Genomic DNA, 18,960 nt, shown 5'->3' on the forward strand with positions numbered 1-18,960 from the left:
AAACTAAATCCAACTGAAGTTGAAATTAGTAAGTTTGAGTCGCTTTAAAGCTTTCAATACCTGCTTTGATTGCAGCTTCGATGTCTTTGTTGTAATCACCAGTTTCATCGATGTTTTGCATTAACGCAGCATTTTCTGAACGGAAGTAAGAGATTAACGCAGCATCAAAGTCTACGATTTTCTTCACTTCAACGTCAGCCATGTAGCCTTCGTTAGATGCATAAATTGAAACAGCTTGGTCAGCAATTGAATATGGAGCATATTGTTTTTGCTTCATTAATTCAGTTACACGTTGACCATGTTCAAGTTGCTTACGAGTTGCTTCATCAAGGTCAGAAGCGAACTGAGCAAACGCTGCCAATTCACGGTATTGCGCCAAAGCAGTACGGATACCACCAGACAATTTTTTGATGATCTTAGTCTGCGCTGAACCACCAACACGAGATACAGAGATACCCGCGTTCACAGCAGGACGAATACCTGCGTTGAATAATGATGTTTCAAGGAAGATCTGACCGTCAGTGATCGAAATTACGTTCGTTGGTACGAATGCAGATACGTCACCCGCTTGAGTTTCAATGATTGGTAATGCAGTTAATGAACCAGTTTGGCCTTTAACTTCACCATTCGTGAATTTCTCAACGTAGTCAGCAGAAACGCGCGAAGCACGCTCAAGAAGACGAGAGTGAAGATAGAATACGTCACCTGGATACGCTTCACGACCTGGTGGACGACGTAATAACAATGAAATTTGACGGTAAGCAACAGCTTGCTTAGACAAATCATCATAAATGATTAGTGCATCTTCACCGCGGTCACGGAAGTATTCACCCATTGTACAACCAGAGTATGGAGCCAAGTACAACATTGCTGCTGGATCGGCTGCAGCTGCTGCTACAACAGTGGTATACGCCATAGCACCAGTTTCTTCTAGCTTGCGCACAACGTTAGCAATAGTCGATTGTTTTTGACCAATAGCTACGTATACACATTTAATGCCAGAGTTTTTCTGAGCGATGATCGCATCGATCGCCATCGCTGTTTTACCAGTTTGACGGTCACCAATGATCAACTCACGCTGACCACGGCCTACAGGGATCATTGTATCTACTGATTTATAACCAGTTTGTACAGGTTGATCCACTGATTGACGCCAAATTACGCCTGGTGCTACTTTTTCAACAGCATCAGTTAATTTTGCATCAATTGGGCCTTTACCATCAATTGGGTTACCCAAAGCATCTACGACACGGCCTAAAAGTTCTGGACCAACCGGAACTTCTAATACACGACCTGTGCAACGCGCTTTTTGACCTTCTTGAAGGCTTAAGTAGTTACCTAAAACAACGACGCCCACTGAATCCTGTTCTAGGTTCAGTGCCATACCGTATAAGCCGCCGTCGAATTCGATCATTTCACCGTACATTGCATCAGCAAGGCCGTGAATACGCACAATACCGTCGGAAACCATAACAATGGTCCCTTCGTTTTTAGCGGTCGCGCTGGTGTCCAGATCGCCGATACGCTGTTTAATGAGCGCACTGATCTCGGATGGATTCAGTTGTTGCATTGCGCTATACCTCAATCTTTTTAAAGTTCAGTCTTCATATGCAATTAAGCAAGAAGACGAGTCCGCATTTTTTCTAGCTTGTTAAGCGCAGAATCATCTATCACTTGGTCGCCTGCACGAATAACAACACCAGCAATAAGCTCTGGTTTAACTTCTACAGAAACATTTACCGCAGCTTCGAATTTTTTCTCTAAAGCATGTGCAAGTAATTGTTCTTGTACAGAAGTCAATGGGAATGCAGATTCAATCACTACATCCACAGTATTGTTATTCTGTGATTTGAGCTGCTCGTATTCAGCAGAAATTTCAGGAAGAAGCGCCAAACGGTTGTTTTCAGCAAGCAATGTCAAAAAGTTTGACACTGCTGCAGTTTGGTCTTCGCCTAATACTTTTGCAAAAAGACTTACCTGCTCAGCAGGAGTAAGCTCAGGGCGAGTTAAGAAAGCTGAAAATGCTTCGTCTTGCACCGCAGCACTGAGCAAGTTCAATGCAGATGACCAAGAGTCAGTTGCATTTTGCTCAGAAGCGTAAGCAAATGCTGCTTTAGCGTACGGGCGTGCCAACGTCAAGAGTTCAGCCATAATCCGCCTCTCTTAAAGTTTAGCAGCCAGCTGAGTCAGCATGGCATTGTGAGCTTCAGCATCAACTTTTTGGCTAAGAATTTTCTCAGCACCTGTTACTGCAAGATCAGCAACTTGTTGACGTAATTCTTCACGAGCAGAATTGATTTCTGTATCAACAGCTTCTTTTGCTTGTTGACGAATACGCTCACCTTCAGCTGACGCTTGAGTACGAGCTTCTTCTACCAATTGTGCACCGCGACGGTTCGCTTGTTCGATCAATTGAGCCGCTTGCGCTTTCGCTGCATCTAATTCAGCTTTCACTTGAGCTTGCGCATCCGCAAGATCAGCTTTTGCTTTTTCAGCAGCGTTTAAGCCATCAGCGATTTTACGCTGACGCTCACTAATCGCATTGATTAGTGGTGGCCATACAAATTTCATGCAGAATGCGACAAACATCGCAAATGCAATCGCTTGGCCAATCAATGTGAGGTTGATATTCATTGCTATTCCTCAATAGTTTAATTTAGGAATTAAGCCGATTAACCTACAAATGGATTAGCAAAGATGAAGAACAAGCCAATACCAACACCGATCATAGGCACAGCATCAAGAAGACCCGCGATTAAGAACATACGAGTTTGAAGTTGTGGAGCCAATTCTGGTTGACGTGCAACAGCTTCAAGAAAGCGACCGCCTAAAAGACCAAAACCAATCGCAGTACCTAAAGCACCAAAAGCGATCAAGATAGCAGATGCAATTGCAACTAGACCTAAAGTGAGTTCCATGATAATTCCTCAGAGGTTAGGTTTATACCAAATTAAATTAAAAAATTGTGCGCCCAACCATCCAGTGATAGTTGGGCATTACCATTAATGCTTTTCGCTTGCCATGCTCAAGTATACGATAGTCAGCATCATAAAGATGAATGCTTGTAGCGTGATAACAAGAATGTGGAAGATCGCCCAAGGCACAGACAACGCCCATTGGATCCAGAACGGTAATAATGCGATAAGGATGAAGATTAACTCACCTGCATACATGTTACCGAAAAGTCGCAGAGCCAATGAAACTGGACGTGCAAGGAATGTTACTAATTCAAGAATTAAGTTCACTGGAATCAATAACGCTTTTGCAACTGGGTTACTTGGGTTAAATGGGTTAAGTGCTAATTCGCCAACGAAACCACCAATCCCCTTTTCGCGAATACTGTAGAACAAGATCAGTACAAATACAGATAAAGACATACCTAGGGTAATGTTTGGATCTGTAGAAGGTACAACCTTGAAGTAGACGTGATGAGGATCCATACCAAATACACTTGCACCAATCAGTTGAGCTGTATACGGAATAAAGTCAACTGGGATTAAGTCCATTGCGTTCATGAGGAAAATCCACACGAAAATGGTCAATGCAAGTGGCGCAATTAAGCGTGATTTGCCATGGAAAGTGTCGCGAACACTTGAGTCCACAAACTCAATGATCATTTCAATTGCAGACTGGAACTTGGTTGGAACACCAGAGTTTGCAGCTTTCGCTACACACCAGAACAACAAACAGAAAATCACACCAAGAGTGATAGACCAACCCATTGAATCCAAGTGAATAGCAGTGAACCCCATCTGTTGAGCTTCTTCAGCAGTCTCAGCCAACTTCCATGAACCGTCTGGCATTTTGCCATAAGTCATATTCGTCAAGTGATGCTTGATATACTCGGTCGAAGTAAGGGCATGTTCTTCAGCAGCCATAAATCACACCTGGTCAATGTCAAATACAAATAGAGAGAACGAACATCGCGTGCTGCTTGATATCTCGTTCATCTCCTAAAAAACTTTTCAATTTTTTGTAGTGCTTATTAAACTCGTTTTTGTTGACGCGACACCCAAAATGGAGCAACCCACGTCATGGTTTGAACGAGCATAAAACCACAAAACAACGCCACCGCTGACAACGGTTTGACATTGCTGAAAATTAAAATGAAACCAATAATCACAATTGCAAACTTACCCATCATGCCGTTATACATGTTCGCAAGAACTTGTTTAGAGGCGCGAGCTCCTGCTGCTCGAAACGATTGCCATGAAAAATAGCAAGTCGCAAGCCAACACACGAGTGCACCTAATGCTGCACTCAGGGCTGCAGTTGAATCTTTCAAGACCCAACCGATCAAGGCTGAAACAGGAATCATACATGCTTGCAAGAGGACTAAAGCTTTCGCTAATCGTCGGTCAATCATGCGACTAGTTCGGCTCATTATTTATTCACTCACAACAATCATGCTTGACAAGTTTAGCTGATGATTATTTTTAATCGCAGGCATTATAGGGTTACACCCCTGAACATGCAATCTTTTCCCGACCTAAGTCGAGTTTTTTTCTATGTTTAAATTGCTTTTAAACTAATCAATTATTGTTTAATTTATGCGTCACTTTCGGGTGTTTAGCACACATTTATGCACATGATCGGCCAATTGCTTCCACGCGCTGACAAAATCCCCTGCCCCAGTCATGCTTTCATCAACAGCTTGGAAAACCAATGGGTTCAACTTTTGATATTGTGCTTGACTGGCATGCACTTCGGCCAAAAGGCACATCTTTGAATAAGGGCGGCTGTCATTTAAGTATTTGATTTGCGCAACCGTAGGGGCAATATGTGGGTCATCTGTCAAAGCGCCTGCAAAGCGTAAGTTTAAAGGTCGCTCAATGTATTGATAGGCATCATGAAAAGACCAATATGGGCGAGCTTGGGTACTTTGACTATATATAGCTGAGGCTTGCAACATTTTCTGAGCAAAGATTTTGGCATTGTTCCAGTAGCGCTCCTTATACTCAGGCATCTGCTGTGAACGCAGGCCTGCAATAAAGAAACCGATACGTACCGCATTGTTTGGGTCAAGCCAAACATGGGTATCGATGGTATTTTTTAAGGCATCACCACGGGTATTTCGTAGTGGTAAGGCATTGATAATGCCTGAATCTAAAATAGAAACTGCTTTATCATTGGGGGTCAGGAGTTTATCCAGCGGTGCTTCATGTGCTCGTCCCAACCAAATAACCAAGCCTGCATCCTGAATGATTTTACGATGCATTGGGGTCAAACTCACATCATGTCCAGATTGATCGGCCAACAATAAGGTTGGTTTTTCAATGCCTTTTGTCACTTCCTGTGCAATCAAGTAAATCGGCTGTGTAGAAACAACCAAGTCTTGCGTCCAAGCAACACCACTAAACAGCGCAAACGCAAAAAAAGCCAAGAAACGGGACATGGGGAGCAATCACTAGAAATACAATTAGTGTTATAATATAACAAATCGACAAAAATACCTATGCCTAATCGAAACTCTCTGCGCTTCATGTTAAGATTTAATGTCGTTTTTCTTTTATAAATTTTGCACTTGAGGTTTGTTATGAGCGCTTGTTCTCACGAACACCACCATGCTTTACATGATGTGCATGGTCATCACAACGTTGAGACGCGTTTGGCTGAAGCAGAAGTCTTATGCGCAGCAACTGGTGCGCGCCTAACCCCCTTAAGAAAAGATGTCTTGGCATTGATCCTGAATGCGACAGGCCCGATGGGTGCGTATGACTTGTTGGCTAAAATTAAAAGCAATGCCGACCGCCCTGCTGCCCCACCGACGGTGTACCGCACCTTAGACTTTTTATTAGAAAAAGGCCTCATTCACCGACTCACCTCGATTAATGCCTATATTCCGTGTTGCCATCCCCGTGAAGGCCATCAAGCCGCCTTTCTCATTTGCACTGATTGCAAATCAGTGACAGAGGCCTCTGCACAAGGATTATTACAACAACTCGATGCACTTTCCGCAGCCGATGGTTTTACGGCACAACATAGCATTATCGAAATTTCAGGAATTTGTCAGCAGTGTCGCCACAAGTAAGCCTCGATCCTGTTCTGGTCGAACTCTCCCAAATTAATGTTCGTATCGATGAACGCGACATTTTAAAGCATGTCGATTTTGTCTTACATGAACGGGAAATTGTGACCCTGATTGGCCCAAATGGTGCAGGGAAATCCACGCTCATTAAAGTGCTATTGGGTATTGTGCACCCTAATGCTGGCGACATTAAAACAACAAAGCCACTCAAGTTTTCTTATGTGCCACAAAAGTTTAATCCCTCACATAGCCTACCGCTTAGGGTGAAAGATCTATTGGCTTTGGAAAAATGCGATCCTGTAATCAAGCAAGAAATTATCCACGATACGGGGATCAGCAAACTTGAAAACTCCAAAGTACAGCAGCTTTCAGGTGGGGAACGACAACGCGTTTTACTGGCACGTGCGCTGTTACGTCAACCCGATATTTTGGTTCTCGATGAACCCATGCAAGGCTTAGACATTCAGTCTGAAGCTGAGCTGTACGACTATGTGCGCAGTTTACCCGCAAAATATGGTTGTGCTGTGCTCATGGTTTCACATGATTTGCAGTGGGTCATGCAAGGAACTCATCGTGTGGTGTGTTTGAATAAACACATTTGTTGTAGTGGCCTGCCTGAAAGTGTGCAACAACACCCTGAGTATCAAGCCATTTTTGGTACCAACCGCGTGTTCTATCAACATCATCATGATCACTGCGCACATGGTGATAGTGCAACGCCTTGTCAGCATGACGCTCGCCCACACATTCACCCTGAACCGGAAGCTTAAGTCATGATGGAATGGTTACAACTGCTGTTGCCTGCATGGATTATGGGCACGCTTCTGGTCTTTTTAACTGCGCCATTAGGCTGTTTGATGCTATGGCGCCGCATGTCTTTCTTTGCCGACACCATGGCACATGGCACGTTACTGGGTGTCGCGATTGCAGGAGCAATGGCGTTGCCCCTGTGGATGGGTGTGGCTTTTATTGCGGGCTTGTTGGTGGCGATCCTTTGGGTTTTGCATGATCCACGGTTACCGAATGACGCATTACTCGCACTCTGTTCTGCGACCTTGCTCTGCTCGGGTCTGATGTTTATTCAACATATTCCAAGCTTAAGACCTGAGCTACTCAGCTATTTATTTGGTGATTTGCTCACGATCACATGGGCAGACCTGCCCGTTTTTGCCACAGTTATTGTTGTTGCATTGGCAGTGCTTTATAAAAGTTGGCAAGCTCAAATTCAAATCGCGATCGATCCTGATATGGCCGTCAGTGAAGGTGTCAGTGCGAAATGGCAACGTTTGATTTTTATGTTGCTACTGGCTTTATTTACCATTTTAGCGCTTCGTGCAGTGGGTTCTTTACTGATGGGTGCCTTGCTTGTCATTCCAGCACTCACCGCTCGACTGCTTGCCCACTCTCCAAAACAAATGGTGATTTGGGCCTTTGTGATTGCGCAAATTGGGGTAACGGTTGGTTTGTGGTCCAGTGCAGGACTAAATACCTCTACAGGGCTCAGCATTGTTTTAACCATGTCGATTCTGTTTGCGTTGATTTTTATCGCGCAGAAGTCTAAAAAACTGACATAACTAAATGAGCCATCAACGTTATTTTATCAGCGCATGTCTACTCGGACAAAAAGTCCGTTATGACGGCAAAGACTGCTTAGTCTCTCAGTTAGTTCAAGCCTTGCTCGATAAAAATTATGTCAGCTTATGCCCTGAAGTCAGTGCAGGACTTCCAACCCCGCGTCCGGCAGCAGAAATTCGCCACGGGTCTGGTGCTGATGTTTTATTAGGCCACGCACAGGTTTTTTCCTCAGATGGTCATCAGCTTAGTGATGTCTTTATTCAAGGTGCTTACAAAGCTTTAGTATTGGCGCAAGCCAATCACGTCACCCATGCTGTGCTCAAAGCCAATAGTCCGTCCTGTGGCAGTGATGGCATCTATGATGGCTCATTTACTGGGCAAAAAATTGCAGGGGAAGGAATCACTGCCGCCCTATTTCGTCAACACGGTATACATGTGGTTACCGAACAACAGTTTTTAGCAGAATTGACGCGGACTAAACTTACTGATGAACCAAACTAAGCAATCCCGCCGCACAACTAAATAACACTGCGAAAGTACGATTGAGATATTTTTGCTGTCGCGGTGATGTTAAGAGTTTTAAAACTTTCGCTGCCAACCCCGTATATCCTGCCATCACAATCAAATCAATCGTGACCATCGTGACGGCCATCACCGCATATTGACTCCACTGCGGTTTAGACAAATCCAAAAATTGCGGTAAAACTGCCAATAAAAAGACGATTGCTTTGGGATTGCTCATATTGATCAAAAAGCCATACATCACCAATTTGGAACGTGATTTATTCTGTTGTTCTTGTTGAATTTCAATCGATTGAATGGGTGCCATCCATTGTAAATAAGCCAAATACAATAAATAAGCCACACCAAACCACTTCACGGCCCAAAATGCCCAAGGCGTTGTGGCAAAGAGCACCCCTACCCCAGCCGCCACAATACCGATTTGCACCAACAAGGCGAGTTGTAAACCCAGCGCATTCCAATAGCCATGCCGAAAGCCGTAGTTAAGGCCACTCGACATTGACGCAATGGCCCCTGCCCCTGGAGAAATACTAATGATCCAACATGCGAGTACAAAGCCCAGCCAAATTTGAAATGACATAGTGGTATTGAGAAAAAAATGACCTTTAGATTATATGATCTTTCATGCTTTTAGGGGTTATTATTCATTAATGAATTTATCACTTAAGGCTATGAAGCTGAAACGGCATAAGGCACAATAAGTACAGCCAATGGAAATAACAATTTTTTTAGGAGCCATGAATGACCGCCCAATCTGTAATTCTACCATTACCTTCAGATCATGCCCGTTTTATTGTTTTACGTTTAAAAGATTTAAGTATTGATGAACTTAAAGAAAAATTAGAAGATTTATTTTCAACTCGTGATCGCCTTATTACCCAACATCCACATGCGCAAATTAAAACGGCTGTTGCTTTTGGCCCTGAACTTTGGGCACAACTTCATCCTACAGCGCCTGCAGGGTTTAAACAGCTAGAGCCCATTTATGGCTCTTTCAATATGCCTGTTTCACCTGCGGATGTTTTAATTCATATAGCGGCCCAACGTACCGATATTTGTTTTGCCCTTAGTCAATCGTTCTTTGAAGGTATCCAAGATAAAGTTGATGTTCTAGATGAACGAGTCTGTTTCCGCAATTTTGATGGTCGAGATTTGACTGGTTTTATTGATGGTACTGAAAACCCACAGTTCCCCGATGATCGTGCTGCAACGACATTATTAAGTGAAGATGCAGGAGTATTCGCAGATGGCTCTTTTATCTTTGCACAGCGCTATTGTCATGATTTGGAAAAGTGGAAAAAATTAAAAGTTGATGCTCAAGAGCAAGTCTTTGGCCGAACAAAGCTTGAAAGTATTGAACTAGATGATGACGTTAAACCTGAAAATTCTCACGTTGCCCGTGTCGTGGTTGAAGATGATGAAGGCGAGGAAATGGAAATCCTACGTCACTCGCTTCCTTATGGCGATGGTAAAGGTGAGCAAGGTTTATTTTTTATTGCCTATACGAAAGACTTAAGCATTATAGATGCGATGTTACTGCGTATGTTCGGCACCAGTGGTGATGGAATCCATGATCGTATGCTTCATTTTGTGGCTCCTGTGGATGGTGCTTACTATTTTGCGCCGAGCGAAGAATTGCTGGAAGCAGTGTTGGAAGGGTGAAAAACCAAACCAAGCTGACAGAAATCAGCTTGGTTAAATCCATAAAACAAGAATTTTCTCTGCATTGGTATCAGATGAATACTCGTCACAATCAGATATATTAAACGCTTTTCGTTCTAAATTAATTACTTGTATTTCACCATTTATAACATCAAACAATAGAACATTATTTTTCTGATTTTTATCAATAGAAGTATAGACTAAATCTTGCGATGAATCACTTGCCCCTTCACTTACCATCCTCTCAACTTTAATAAGTTAAAATCCAAATGACTTTCATCCCCCTTACGGCTTTGTTGCACAAACCTATCTCTAAAGGCTTATTCCACAATATAATTCTCAAATGAATAAGCCCACACCTAAAATCTATCGTACAACCAATTGGTCTTCTTATAACAGTGCATTAATAAATCGAGGAAATCTCTCAATTTGGTTTGATCCCAAGACGCAATGGTACGCTCAACCCAAAGGTAAACATGGTCGAAATCAAACTTATTCAGATACAGCCATCCAATGCTGTTTAATGATCAAATCTTTATTTAGACTCTCTTTACGCATGGTCACAGGTTTTGTTCAAAGTCTGATTAAACTTTGTGGATTAAATTGGACCGCACCAGATTACAGTACGCTTTGTCGAAGACAAAAACATATTGATATTGCGATTAGCTATCAAAAAAGTAGTGATGGGCTACATCTACTCGTCGACTCAACTGGCTTAAAGTTTCTAGGTGAAGGTGAGTGGAAACGTAAGAAACATGGACCTGAATATCGTCGCCAATGGCGTAAGCTTCATATTGGCATCGATGCTGAAACCTTGCAAATACGTGCAGTACAGCTTACTACAAATAATGTGAGCGATTCGCAAGTACTCGGTGATTTACTTGCTCAAATTCCCTTAGATGAACGAATTGATTCGGTCTATACCGATGGTGCTTATGACACGAAGCACTGCAGACAAGTCATTCTAGATCGAGATGCACATGCGCTCATTCCGCCAAGAAAAAATGCAAAACCATGGAAAGATCAGAAATTGAGATCTTTAGAGCGGAATGAGTTACTGAAAACAGTTAAACGTTTAGGAAGAACGCTTTGGAAAAAATGGTCTGGTTATCATCGTCGAAGTTTAGTTGAAACCAAGATGCATTGCATCAAACTATTAGGTGATAAATTAACAGCAAGGAGTTTTTCTAGTCAGGTGAATGAGATTCATGCACGCATAGCCGTATTGAACAAATTTACAGAATTAGGTCGTCCTCATACCCAAGTTGTCACTTGAATTCTGTTCAAATGAGCAGAGTGTTATCTTTTAAATCTTTGTGCAACAAAGCCAGATCCTAGTGAAACCAATACAAAATATAAAATATTACATCTTCATTGGAATCAATTACCCTTTAAAAAATAAGAATACATGCCACCACCATCATCTTTTGAAATAATCTTGTTAGTTCCTTTCTTCTTTTCCACAAAGTTTTTTATCGAAAAAGGTTCTTTTTGATCAGGTATTAAGATAAATGAGTACTCAATAGGAGATTTTTCATAGACTACTCTTCCGGTCGAGCTAAAGTCTTCTGAAGCTTTTTGAAGCTCATATAGAATCTGATATGTCTTTTTGTTTTTATTATATTTCACAGACCCCAACTTACTAAAATCCATAGAAACCTCATTAAAATTTTTTAATTTAGAATTTAAAGACAAGAAAAAAGGTGAATATAAGCCTAAATTTTTTTTATTTAAAATATATACATCACTTTTAAATTTTTTTGAATTATTATTTGAAACTGGACTTGCATAGCTCTCAATTGAGAAAATAACCATATTACTATCATTAAACAGCACACTAGAGCCAATAGCACTTACATCTGAAATAATAAAAGGTAACTTATACTCTATTCCATCTAGCTGAATAAAAGTCTCATAATTTAAAAAATAATAATCATTTCCTTTTATTCTATTGTCATTTCTTAATAGAGGTTTCAATAAAATTGAAATATCTTCATATGGAACATTAACTGTATTTTTCTTTAATTTAAAATTTTCATCATTATCAGTATATATAAACCCAGAATTTAAAACATTCCTATACCCTAATTTTATATAATTAGGTTGATTTATGTTATTTTCTATATTAAATTCTGCATTAGCAATTGTTGAAAAAGCCAACATACCTATCAAGCATAATTTATATTTCATGATCTATTTACCTATTTAATTTAACACCATTTTCAGTGGTCTTACAATTATCTAACCAAGGAAATGGGTCTTGTCTATACGTCATTCCAGATTTCCCCATTGATTTCGTTATCTCTGTTCTGACCTCAAAATGCAAATGTGCACCATCCTCAATTCTTGTCATACTTCCGGCATTACCAGTATTACCTGTTTTCCCAAGAATAGTATCTAGAGTGGTTATAATAGCTCCCTCTGTTACATTTATAGAATTTAAATGTGCATAAACAAAGTAAATTGTGTCTATGTTTTTTGCTAAAGCTTTTTTTGAAACTGGCAAATCATTTACGTCACATTCTAAAATAATCGTTTTTCCATAACCTGGATATGATGGAATTACTTTTGCAATGGTACCAACACAAACTGGATAAACATTGGCACCATTATCAGCCTCAAGATCAAGACCTTGATGCATTCCACTAGATCTATAAGTTGTTCGATTAAACCCTGATGCAACCTTAGTTGCCTGCTGTAAATTACTTTGATTATAAGTTGCAGCATTTGCCTTTAAGGGTAATGATTTATAACCAAACCGCCTCACTTGACAAGTACCATTAAGTGGATTTCTCCAACCATCAAAATTGAGCTTCTGTTCGTTGTTTGTACTCACTTCTTGTGTTTTCTTCTGTATATTTTTTTCTTGAGTAATTGGAAAATTAATCCTAAATTCTTCTTTATCTTTTATCGAAGTGATTGAAGTTAAAACTTGATTATCGAAAATGATTTCAAGCTTATCTCCTTTTTTAATTTTAATAACTTCATGACCATTTTCATTTGTCAAATGTGGTTTTAACCCATATTTAGATTTTACGAAATACTGAATACTGGGTTCAACCTTATTATTTACAATGGATGTAATAATAATACTAATATTTTCTGTTGCTTGGGTATCATTAGCTCCTTTCTTTTTCTCGAATTCTTTACTTGGCCGAACTAAAGCTTTACCACCTAGAAAAACAATAATTTCCTCCATTGTTCGAGCATTCTTAAATTTTTTCCCATCAGCAGGGCTAAGGGTAAATCGATTTACATTAATTTTTGCATCTGTATATTCAGTACATAACCACCATCGATATGCATCCCTCCCATTACTAAATCTTTCCTTATAATTTTGTAATGTACTGCAATTAGGACTATCTTTGGAACACACTTGCCCTTGTAGTTTTGACCATGAAGAGTCGTTTGTTGCTTCAATTATTTTGCCAAACCCTGTTGGACCATCATGATGAGCTACATATCCAACTTTTGCGAGATCACTAGGTTCTAAACTATCGACCTTTCTATATATGTTTGTAACTATATCAATATTTGCCCTAGCATATGCCGCTGCTGAATCCACCGAAAAAGTAGGGTCCGTTCCAAGAGCTTTTAATTTTTCTTTATCTTTTACCGAAATTAACTTAAGAGCCATATTCTCTTGAAAATTAGAGATTAATTTTTTCTTAATAACATGTTTTTGAAGTAATGTGTCACTATAAGTAGAACGCGTACATATCTCATACCAAGTGCCACTTAAAAACTGAGTTAATCCTACTGCAGATGATGTTGAAGCACGTGCTTGAGCATTCCATTCTTGACTTCCTCTTTTTGTACCAGCTTCTGCGTTAATTTTTGCAGCTAAGGCTTGTGGCGCTAAATTATATTTTTTTGCTGCGTTAATAATTATTCTTCGATATTTTTCATTATCTGGATGTAAATATAAATTTTCTTCAGAATATACTGCAGCTACTGTGACAGCAGGTAATCCACCTTCCACTCTTGTTTCAGATGTCCCAGATGTCCCAGATGTCCCAGATGTCCCAGATGTCCCAGATGTCCCAGATGTCCCAGATGTCCCAGATGTCCCAGATGTCCCAGATGTCCCAGATGTCCCAGATGTCCCAGATGTCCCAGATGTCCCAGATGTCCCAGATGTCCCAGATGTCCCAGATGTCCCAGATGTCCCAGATGTCCCAGATGTCCCAGATGTCCCAGATGTCCCAGATGTCCCAGATGTCCCAGATGTATTCTGCGCTTTCTTACCATTAACTTTCAATTCTTTTTCAATTGCTTGTGTATTTGTTCTAGCTACACCCTCAACTTGATAAGTATTACCTTTTAATATCATTGCACGAGAACTTAGTTTTAATATTTTTTTCCCCATCGGCAATGTTTTATGATGAGCTATAAGTTCAAATATATTTTTTAATGTATATAAACTTATTTTTATACCTTTCAAAGCATCTTCAATTTGAATATCTTTAATTAACCCATTATCATCGCTAGTCATTAAATGACACTGACCATCATACTCTAGTAATAGCTTAGCTTGAGGAATTGATTCCCACTTTAGATCATAAACTTTTATTGTTAAAAATGTATCAATTTTTCTACTAAGTTGACAAAAATAACTAAACATGCGAAAAGACATTTTTGGTTAAACGATGTTTGCACATGCCACGGATTGTTACCGTCCCACTCAGCTTAGAACAGCGTGCACAACTAATTCTCCTGACCAAGCATGCAGCACATTGGCGTGAAAGACAACGTGCCCAAACTATTCTCTGGCTTTCCGAAGGTAAAACTGTTGCCGAAGTTGCTGCGTTACAAGAGCGTATCCCAGAAACCATAAGGCTACAACGCCGACATTGGGAGCTACATCAGTTTGAATCGATTCAAGAAGGTCATCGCTCAGGCCGTCCCAATACACTGACATCAAACTATCAGGCTCAAATCTTAGAGTGGGTCAACACAAGCCCACTCAATGCAGAACAAATCCGAGTCAAACTGCATGAAAAACACGGTGTGTCCGTGTCTGTTGAAACTATTCGCAAGTTTTTGCGAGATTCAGGCATGGTCTTCAAACGCACCCGCCACAGCTTGAAAAAAAAGAGACCCGACCGCATTTGGACAAGCGCAACAGCAAATTGAAGCATTACGTGAGCAAGCGGCACGTGGTGAAATTGTATTGGGCTATGTCGACGAAACAGGATTTTCGGCTACGCCAGATAACCGTTATGCATGGACAAAGATAGGCGATGTTCATGCGGTTGATGCTGTAAGACTAAAGCGAGTTAATGTGATGGGTTGTCTCCTGTCAACGGGTCATCTGATCACCAGTTGCCTACAGGAGTCCGTTAACAGTCGCTGGTTTTATGCCTATTTGATGGGTGTAGCAGCACAGGTGAAACGCAGCTATCAAGTTCCTTTGGTGTTGATTGTTGACAATGCCTCGATTCATCGCAGCAAACAGATGGTAGATTGGCGCAAGCTTCTTGTACAAGAATATTCAACGACTTTGTATTTTCTACCTGCGTATAGTCCTGAGCTGAATAGAATTGAGATGGTTTGGAAGCAGATGAAGTATAACTGGCGGGATTTTAAGGTAATGAAGGCAGATCAAATAGAGCGTTGGGTTGGGCAGATTTCAAAGGGTTTTGGTAATGAATACATGTTTACTTTTTAGTTGATACTTATTATTTTTTTTCAAATATATCTTTTGCCCAATCTTTAATAAATTTTTCTTTTTACCATATAAACCATTTATTTCAACTAACTCATTAAGACTAATATTATATTTGTTTGAGATACCCCAAAGCGTATCCCCTTTTTTTACGATATGTACATTACTCATACTGATTTCCAGACTCTTTATCATATGGATTGTGATGCTCACCTAAATCTATTTCTTCTTGTAATTCCTCTTCTTCATCATCAAACCATGAAACCCAATCATCGAACCCAACCAATGCTTTATACTCAATATTTTTTTCATCATTTTCTAGTCTAAAAATAGATTTATCAATTTTCGAATCTAATTTAAAAACATAGTTCTCATTTATTTTTTCATAAATTTGTATCATTGCATTTTCCATTTTCTCACCTTCTAGTGACACAAAATGGAATAATTTAGTAAATGGACCACTGCTTGGTAATTCAGGAACCTCATAAGATACTTTTGCACCACCCACAAAACTATGCTGACCCGCCTTACTTTCAAACTTTCCACCTGTTGTCGTAAAAATCCCATCCCCATTAATTTTGAGCTGTGAACCACCAGCAGTCAGTACAATTTCTTTCGGACTGGTTATTTCTATTTTATCTTCTGTTGAAATTAGCTTAATCACCTTACGCGCAATCGCCTCTATCGCATCATCTTGTGCCTGTAATTCGACTTTTCCTTTTGCTGCAAATGCTTTTAGCCCTTTTTGTGCAGCAAATAAGCTCACTTTATCCTGCGCATGCGCAATAATATTCTTCTGGGCACTTAAGTTAATGGACCCCTGTGCGCTTTCAGCAATGTCTTGAGAAGCTTGTAAAACAATATCTTCAGGCGTCGTTAAAGCAATACCATTGGGGGAAGCCAGCAGCATTAAAGCCTGACGAAAGATCTTCGCTTGAGCTTGATTCTGAGTATCCTGCGTTTGCTCTGCCTCTTGAGCATATGTCTCCATAAAACCTTGCATGGAGCCCAATGCCTGCATGGGATTAACATCCAATTTGCTGCCTTTATTAAAGCTTCCGCAAGCACTGGTCAGGTCAAAGTCTCTCATATCAACATTCGCAATCACTTTACCAACATCTTTTAAAGCGGCGAATGGATCTGCGTTCAATTTTTCTTTAACGCCTTGCAACTGACTTTTCAAAGCATCTGTACCATGTTCTTCGAGGTTATCGATAAAGGCTTTTAAATTGCCTATTGAAGCCTCTGCATCCCGAAAATAATCTTTAAATTCATTGATCAAATTGTCTGTGTCTTGACCAAATTTTTGAATATCCTCAATAAAGCCACCGCACGTTTTTAATGCCGAAATCGGATCCTGACTAACTGCTGTTTTAAATAAACCAACAGTTGCTTGGAGTGCTTGATTGGCCCCTTTTAACTCTACAGACTGAATCAATTTAGGCAGACGATTGATCACATTCAGTGCATCAGTCTGTTGTTTAACAGCCAAAGTACTCAGCATGTACATACTGTCATGACCTTGCTGCAAGATGGACTGGGCTTCGGATGCAGCCAAATGATCCGCAACCGCCTGATCCTGTGCATAGGTACTAATCAAGAGGCCTTTGCCTGCACGCATGGCCCCCCATTGATCCGTTCTTAACTCAAACCCCTCACCACGCCCGTCACTATTTTCAGTTTCTTTTGGATGACTCAGGTTACCGAGATTGAGTTGACTCGCTCCATGACTGCTGTGGAGCTGCACACTAATTTGTCCAGTCGTATCATCAAAACGCAGTTGATTAAAGCCTTGCCCTGCGACCTCTTGTGAACGAATCCCACTGAGTTTTTTTGTCGCAGGTAATGTCCCTTTCACATCAAACATGGTTTGATGGCGATCCGCTTCATGAATACGTCCTACTACAAAAGGTCGATCGACATCCCCCTCAAAGAAGTCGATGACCACAATTTCTCCGACACGCGGATGAAAACGTGCGCCATATCCTTCACCCGCCCATGGGGTCAACACATCGACCCAAGCCGAGTCCGTGTCATTGTCATTTGCACCCGCACCACCATCATGAGCATGGTCATCACTACGCGTAAACATGAAGCGAACTTTAATCCGCCCCCATGCATCCACATAAATTTCTTCCCCTTCAGGCCCGACGACTTTGGCCCGTAAAGGATAGGCTATTGGACGGTGTATCCACGCTTGATATTCAGGAACAATTTTGACCTCACGGCGTACGACAAAGAGTTCATTGGCTTGTCGTTCCTCACTCAGAGCTTGCCAGCGACTTCCTTTTAGTAATAAATTGATTTGCTGTAGCAACTCTTTGGGTAAATTATTTTGGTTATAAAAGACTTTGCCTAAAATGAGAAATTCACGCTCTATGGACACATGCTGGTCTATTTCAGGATGATCCACCATTTCAAACCAATAACCCACTTGTGCATCTCGAACGCTACTTTTTGCTGTGAAATATTTGGCCTGAAGCTCGTGATATTGGTTCAGTTGTTGGTTGAGACGATCTAGTTGACTGCTATTAGCAGGTGTGGCCTGATCCTCACCCTGTAGATCACCCGTCCATGCCGGACTGACACACCAGACTTGTTCCAGACCCAAACTTTCATTGTCTTGTTGATCACTGTGCTGATGTGCACTCAATACAGCCTGACTCTGATCTTGAGTTAAATGTTGCGCTTGCCAACGTTGCGTCTGTACCGTGGTGGACTGTAAGTGACGTTCAGCAATAAAACTGGTGATGCTATCAAAGGGCTCGGTGGCATGGCTGCGGTGGAAACGAATCTTTCGGCGGTCCAGCGCTGTAAAAGCTTGATTATCATCCATCAAACGAAGTTGCTGTGCCTGAATCGGTTCAGATGAACTGAGCACCATCGGAGCTTGTTCATCGATCAACCAATTAATACCTTCACTCCGCCATAGTCGAGTGAGAAACTCAGCGTCGGTTTCATTAGACTGCATGACAAAGGGGCGTACATCATAATCACGACTCAAACCCTCTAAGTTCAGGCTTAAGCTGGCTGCAAATAATGTACTGTGACTTTGCCACTCGCTAAACAGAGTTTCAGTAATTTCACGAACACTTTTACTCATAAACACGCGACTGTTTCTGCGCTTATGCCACAGTGCTGTTGCATCTTCAACGGTAAGTTTATAAACAGTTAGCGCACCATCACTTTGCCCCTGACTGGCACTGGTAATCACCCCCGTCAGACGAGAAAGCTGCCCCACATCCGTGACCTGATCAACCGCGACACGCCCACCAATAAACTGTTTTAAAGGCAGATAAGCATTGGTCGATAAACATAGGATTTCAGCTTTTAGGCCCTGATTAATGCGATGTTCACCCTCAATGCGCTGAATAAACACCTGTGTGTTCAAAGCCGAATTGGAAAAATGAATATGCAAAGCACGTTTTTGTGAGCCGAATCCAAAGGATTCCAGCATTTTATAAATAGAATTGAACATGATCATTGTTAAGTTATTGGTTTTTAT

At 41.0% G+C, this 18,960-nt stretch carries 20 protein-coding genes; 8 read left to right on the forward strand and 12 right to left on the reverse strand.

The genetic code is table 11. The features are described 5' to 3' along the window. Window positions 1-25: 25 nt before the first annotated feature. The 7 genes from atpA to AC4CU2_RS16295 form a co-directional block, all read right to left on the reverse strand. On the reverse strand, window positions 26-1,570 hold the full coding sequence (gene atpA / locus AC4CU2_RS16265) for a F0F1 ATP synthase subunit alpha (RefSeq protein WP_004684423.1): 1,545 nt from the start codon (window positions 1,568-1,570) through the stop codon (window positions 26-28). 44 nt (window positions 1,571-1,614) lie between these two features. Further along, on the reverse strand, window positions 1,615-2,151 hold the full coding sequence (locus AC4CU2_RS16270) for a F0F1 ATP synthase subunit delta (RefSeq protein WP_004984037.1): 537 nt from the start codon (window positions 2,149-2,151) through the stop codon (window positions 1,615-1,617). A 12-nt stretch (window positions 2,152-2,163) separates the two neighbouring features. Beyond that, window positions 2,164-2,634 (reverse strand): F0F1 ATP synthase subunit B, encoded by a 471-nt coding sequence (locus AC4CU2_RS16275; protein ID WP_004684420.1) that lies wholly within the window; start codon window positions 2,632-2,634, stop codon window positions 2,164-2,166. A 38-nt stretch (window positions 2,635-2,672) separates the two neighbouring features. Continuing rightward, the gene (gene atpE, locus AC4CU2_RS16280; RefSeq protein WP_000424060.1) at window positions 2,673-2,918 is read right to left on the reverse strand and encodes a F0F1 ATP synthase subunit C; all 246 of its coding nucleotides are present in this window, start codon (window positions 2,916-2,918) and stop codon (window positions 2,673-2,675) included. 84 nt (window positions 2,919-3,002) lie between these two features. After that, window positions 3,003-3,878, reverse strand: a complete 876-nt coding sequence (atpB, locus tag AC4CU2_RS16285; protein ID WP_004684418.1) for a F0F1 ATP synthase subunit A — start codon at window positions 3,876-3,878, stop codon at window positions 3,003-3,005. 107 nt (window positions 3,879-3,985) lie between these two features. Then, window positions 3,986-4,384 carry an ATP synthase subunit I gene (locus AC4CU2_RS16290; protein ID WP_490769111.1) on the reverse strand — a complete coding sequence of 133 codons (399 nt, stop codon included), beginning with the start codon at window positions 4,382-4,384 and terminating at the stop codon, window positions 3,986-3,988. A 171-nt stretch (window positions 4,385-4,555) separates the two neighbouring features. Next, window positions 4,556-5,395 (reverse strand): metal ABC transporter solute-binding protein, Zn/Mn family, encoded by an 840-nt coding sequence (locus AC4CU2_RS16295; protein WP_490769112.1) that lies wholly within the window; start codon window positions 5,393-5,395, stop codon window positions 4,556-4,558. A gap of 141 nt (window positions 5,396-5,536) precedes the next feature. Between AC4CU2_RS16295 and AC4CU2_RS16300 the strand changes: the two genes are divergently transcribed. From AC4CU2_RS16300 to AC4CU2_RS16315, 4 genes are read left to right on the forward strand one after another with little or no spacing between them, the layout of a single operon-like run. After that, window positions 5,537-6,031: a transcriptional repressor gene (locus AC4CU2_RS16300; protein WP_490769113.1), complete on the forward strand. Its 495-nt coding sequence runs from the start codon at window positions 5,537-5,539 to the stop codon at window positions 6,029-6,031. After that, complete coding sequence (gene znuC, locus AC4CU2_RS16305) at window positions 6,016-6,798, forward strand: zinc ABC transporter ATP-binding protein ZnuC (RefSeq protein WP_490769114.1); 783 nt, start codon at window positions 6,016-6,018, stop codon at window positions 6,796-6,798. The genes AC4CU2_RS16300 and znuC overlap by 16 nt, the downstream gene beginning before the upstream one ends. A 3-nt stretch (window positions 6,799-6,801) precedes the next feature. After that, entirely contained in the window at window positions 6,802-7,602 is an 801-nt protein-coding gene (gene znuB / locus AC4CU2_RS16310; protein WP_490769115.1) for a zinc ABC transporter permease subunit ZnuB, read from the forward strand. A gap of 4 nt (window positions 7,603-7,606) precedes the next feature. After that, entirely contained in the window at window positions 7,607-8,104 is a 498-nt protein-coding gene (locus tag AC4CU2_RS16315) for a 2-thiouracil desulfurase family protein (RefSeq protein WP_490769116.1), read from the forward strand. On the opposite strand, the gene AC4CU2_RS16320 is transcribed toward AC4CU2_RS16315, so the two are convergent. Then, on the reverse strand, window positions 8,085-8,705 hold the full coding sequence (locus tag AC4CU2_RS16320) for a LysE family transporter (RefSeq protein WP_062031744.1): 621 nt from the start codon (window positions 8,703-8,705) through the stop codon (window positions 8,085-8,087). The genes AC4CU2_RS16315 and AC4CU2_RS16320 overlap by 20 nt on opposite strands. A gap of 161 nt (window positions 8,706-8,866) precedes the next feature. On the opposite strand from AC4CU2_RS16320, the gene AC4CU2_RS16325 reads away from it, so the two are divergent. Further along, complete coding sequence (locus AC4CU2_RS16325; RefSeq protein WP_279737474.1) at window positions 8,867-9,787, forward strand: Dyp-type peroxidase; 921 nt, start codon at window positions 8,867-8,869, stop codon at window positions 9,785-9,787. 33 nt (window positions 9,788-9,820) lie between these two features. Here the strand turns inward: AC4CU2_RS16325 and AC4CU2_RS16330 are convergent, their stop codons facing one another. Then, window positions 9,821-10,027, reverse strand: coding sequence for a hypothetical protein (locus tag AC4CU2_RS16330; RefSeq protein ID WP_058952385.1), 207 nt, complete (start codon window positions 10,025-10,027; stop codon window positions 9,821-9,823). A 103-nt stretch (window positions 10,028-10,130) separates the two neighbouring features. Between AC4CU2_RS16330 and AC4CU2_RS16335 the strand changes: the two genes are divergently transcribed. After that, complete coding sequence (locus tag AC4CU2_RS16335; RefSeq protein WP_279735722.1) at window positions 10,131-11,063, forward strand: IS5 family transposase; 933 nt, start codon at window positions 10,131-10,133, stop codon at window positions 11,061-11,063. 104 nt (window positions 11,064-11,167) lie between these two features. Here AC4CU2_RS16335 and AC4CU2_RS16340 read toward each other — a convergent pair whose 3' ends face one another. Both AC4CU2_RS16340 and AC4CU2_RS16345 read right to left on the reverse strand, forming a co-directional pair. Next, window positions 11,168-11,977, reverse strand: a complete 810-nt coding sequence (locus tag AC4CU2_RS16340) for a hypothetical protein (protein ID WP_490769117.1) — start codon at window positions 11,975-11,977, stop codon at window positions 11,168-11,170. 7 nt (window positions 11,978-11,984) lie between these two features. Then, window positions 11,985-14,411, reverse strand: coding sequence for a M23 family metallopeptidase (locus AC4CU2_RS16345; RefSeq protein ID WP_490769118.1), 2,427 nt, complete (start codon window positions 14,409-14,411; stop codon window positions 11,985-11,987). 35 nt (window positions 14,412-14,446) lie between these two features. Between AC4CU2_RS16345 and AC4CU2_RS16350 the strand changes: the two genes are divergently transcribed. Together AC4CU2_RS16350 and AC4CU2_RS16355 are read left to right on the forward strand one after the other, a co-directional pair. After that, window positions 14,447-14,923 (forward strand): helix-turn-helix domain-containing protein, encoded by a 477-nt coding sequence (locus tag AC4CU2_RS16350; protein ID WP_005262470.1) that lies wholly within the window; start codon window positions 14,447-14,449, stop codon window positions 14,921-14,923. After that, on the forward strand, window positions 14,919-15,458 hold the full coding sequence (locus tag AC4CU2_RS16355) for an IS630 family transposase (RefSeq protein WP_126038012.1): 540 nt from the start codon (window positions 14,919-14,921) through the stop codon (window positions 15,456-15,458). Before AC4CU2_RS16350 ends, AC4CU2_RS16355 begins: the two co-directional genes overlap by 5 nt. Before the next feature lie 160 nt (window positions 15,459-15,618). Here AC4CU2_RS16355 and AC4CU2_RS16360 read toward each other — a convergent pair whose 3' ends face one another. After that, window positions 15,619-18,933, reverse strand: coding sequence for a type VI secretion system Vgr family protein (locus AC4CU2_RS16360; protein WP_490769119.1), 3,315 nt, complete (start codon window positions 18,931-18,933; stop codon window positions 15,619-15,621). Window positions 18,934-18,960: the final 27 nt, after the last annotated feature.

The organism is Acinetobacter sp. 797_lipA, from assembly GCF_058243025.1.

Excerpts from the sequence above, each read along its gene's own strand:
- AC4CU2_RS16320 (WP_062031744.1), bottom strand. The coding sequence starts at position 8,705 with ATGTCATTTCAAATTTGGCTGGGCTTTGTACTCGCATGTTGGATCATT.
- AC4CU2_RS16350 (WP_005262470.1), top strand. The coding sequence starts at position 14,447 with ATGCCACGGATTGTTACCGTCCCACTCAGCTTAGAACAGCGTGCACAA.
- AC4CU2_RS16300 (WP_490769113.1), top strand. The coding sequence starts at position 5,537 with ATGAGCGCTTGTTCTCACGAACACCACCATGCTTTACATGATGTGCAT.
- AC4CU2_RS16315 (WP_490769116.1), top strand. The coding sequence starts at position 7,607 with ATGAGCCATCAACGTTATTTTATCAGCGCATGTCTACTCGGACAAAAA.
- AC4CU2_RS16330 (WP_058952385.1), bottom strand. The coding sequence starts at position 10,027 with ATGGTAAGTGAAGGGGCAAGTGATTCATCGCAAGATTTAGTCTATACT.
- AC4CU2_RS16360 (WP_490769119.1), bottom strand. The coding sequence starts at position 18,933 with ATGTTCAATTCTATTTATAAAATGCTGGAATCCTTTGGATTCGGCTCA.
- atpB (WP_004684418.1), bottom strand. The coding sequence starts at position 3,878 with ATGGCTGCTGAAGAACATGCCCTTACTTCGACCGAGTATATCAAGCAT.
- znuB (WP_490769115.1), top strand. The coding sequence starts at position 6,802 with ATGATGGAATGGTTACAACTGCTGTTGCCTGCATGGATTATGGGCACG.
- AC4CU2_RS16345 (WP_490769118.1), bottom strand. The coding sequence starts at position 14,411 with ATGTTTAGTTATTTTTGTCAACTTAGTAGAAAAATTGATACATTTTTA.
- AC4CU2_RS16295 (WP_490769112.1), bottom strand. The coding sequence starts at position 5,395 with ATGTCCCGTTTCTTGGCTTTTTTTGCGTTTGCGCTGTTTAGTGGTGTT.
- atpE (WP_000424060.1), bottom strand. The coding sequence starts at position 2,918 with ATGGAACTCACTTTAGGTCTAGTTGCAATTGCATCTGCTATCTTGATC.
- AC4CU2_RS16325 (WP_279737474.1), top strand. The coding sequence starts at position 8,867 with ATGACCGCCCAATCTGTAATTCTACCATTACCTTCAGATCATGCCCGT.
- AC4CU2_RS16275 (WP_004684420.1), bottom strand. The coding sequence starts at position 2,634 with ATGAATATCAACCTCACATTGATTGGCCAAGCGATTGCATTTGCGATG.
- atpA (WP_004684423.1), bottom strand. The coding sequence starts at position 1,570 with ATGCAACAACTGAATCCATCCGAGATCAGTGCGCTCATTAAACAGCGT.
- AC4CU2_RS16335 (WP_279735722.1), top strand. The coding sequence starts at position 10,131 with ATGAATAAGCCCACACCTAAAATCTATCGTACAACCAATTGGTCTTCT.
- AC4CU2_RS16290 (WP_490769111.1), bottom strand. The coding sequence starts at position 4,384 with ATGAGCCGAACTAGTCGCATGATTGACCGACGATTAGCGAAAGCTTTA.
- AC4CU2_RS16270 (WP_004984037.1), bottom strand. The coding sequence starts at position 2,151 with ATGGCTGAACTCTTGACGTTGGCACGCCCGTACGCTAAAGCAGCATTT.
- AC4CU2_RS16340 (WP_490769117.1), bottom strand. The coding sequence starts at position 11,977 with ATGAAATATAAATTATGCTTGATAGGTATGTTGGCTTTTTCAACAATT.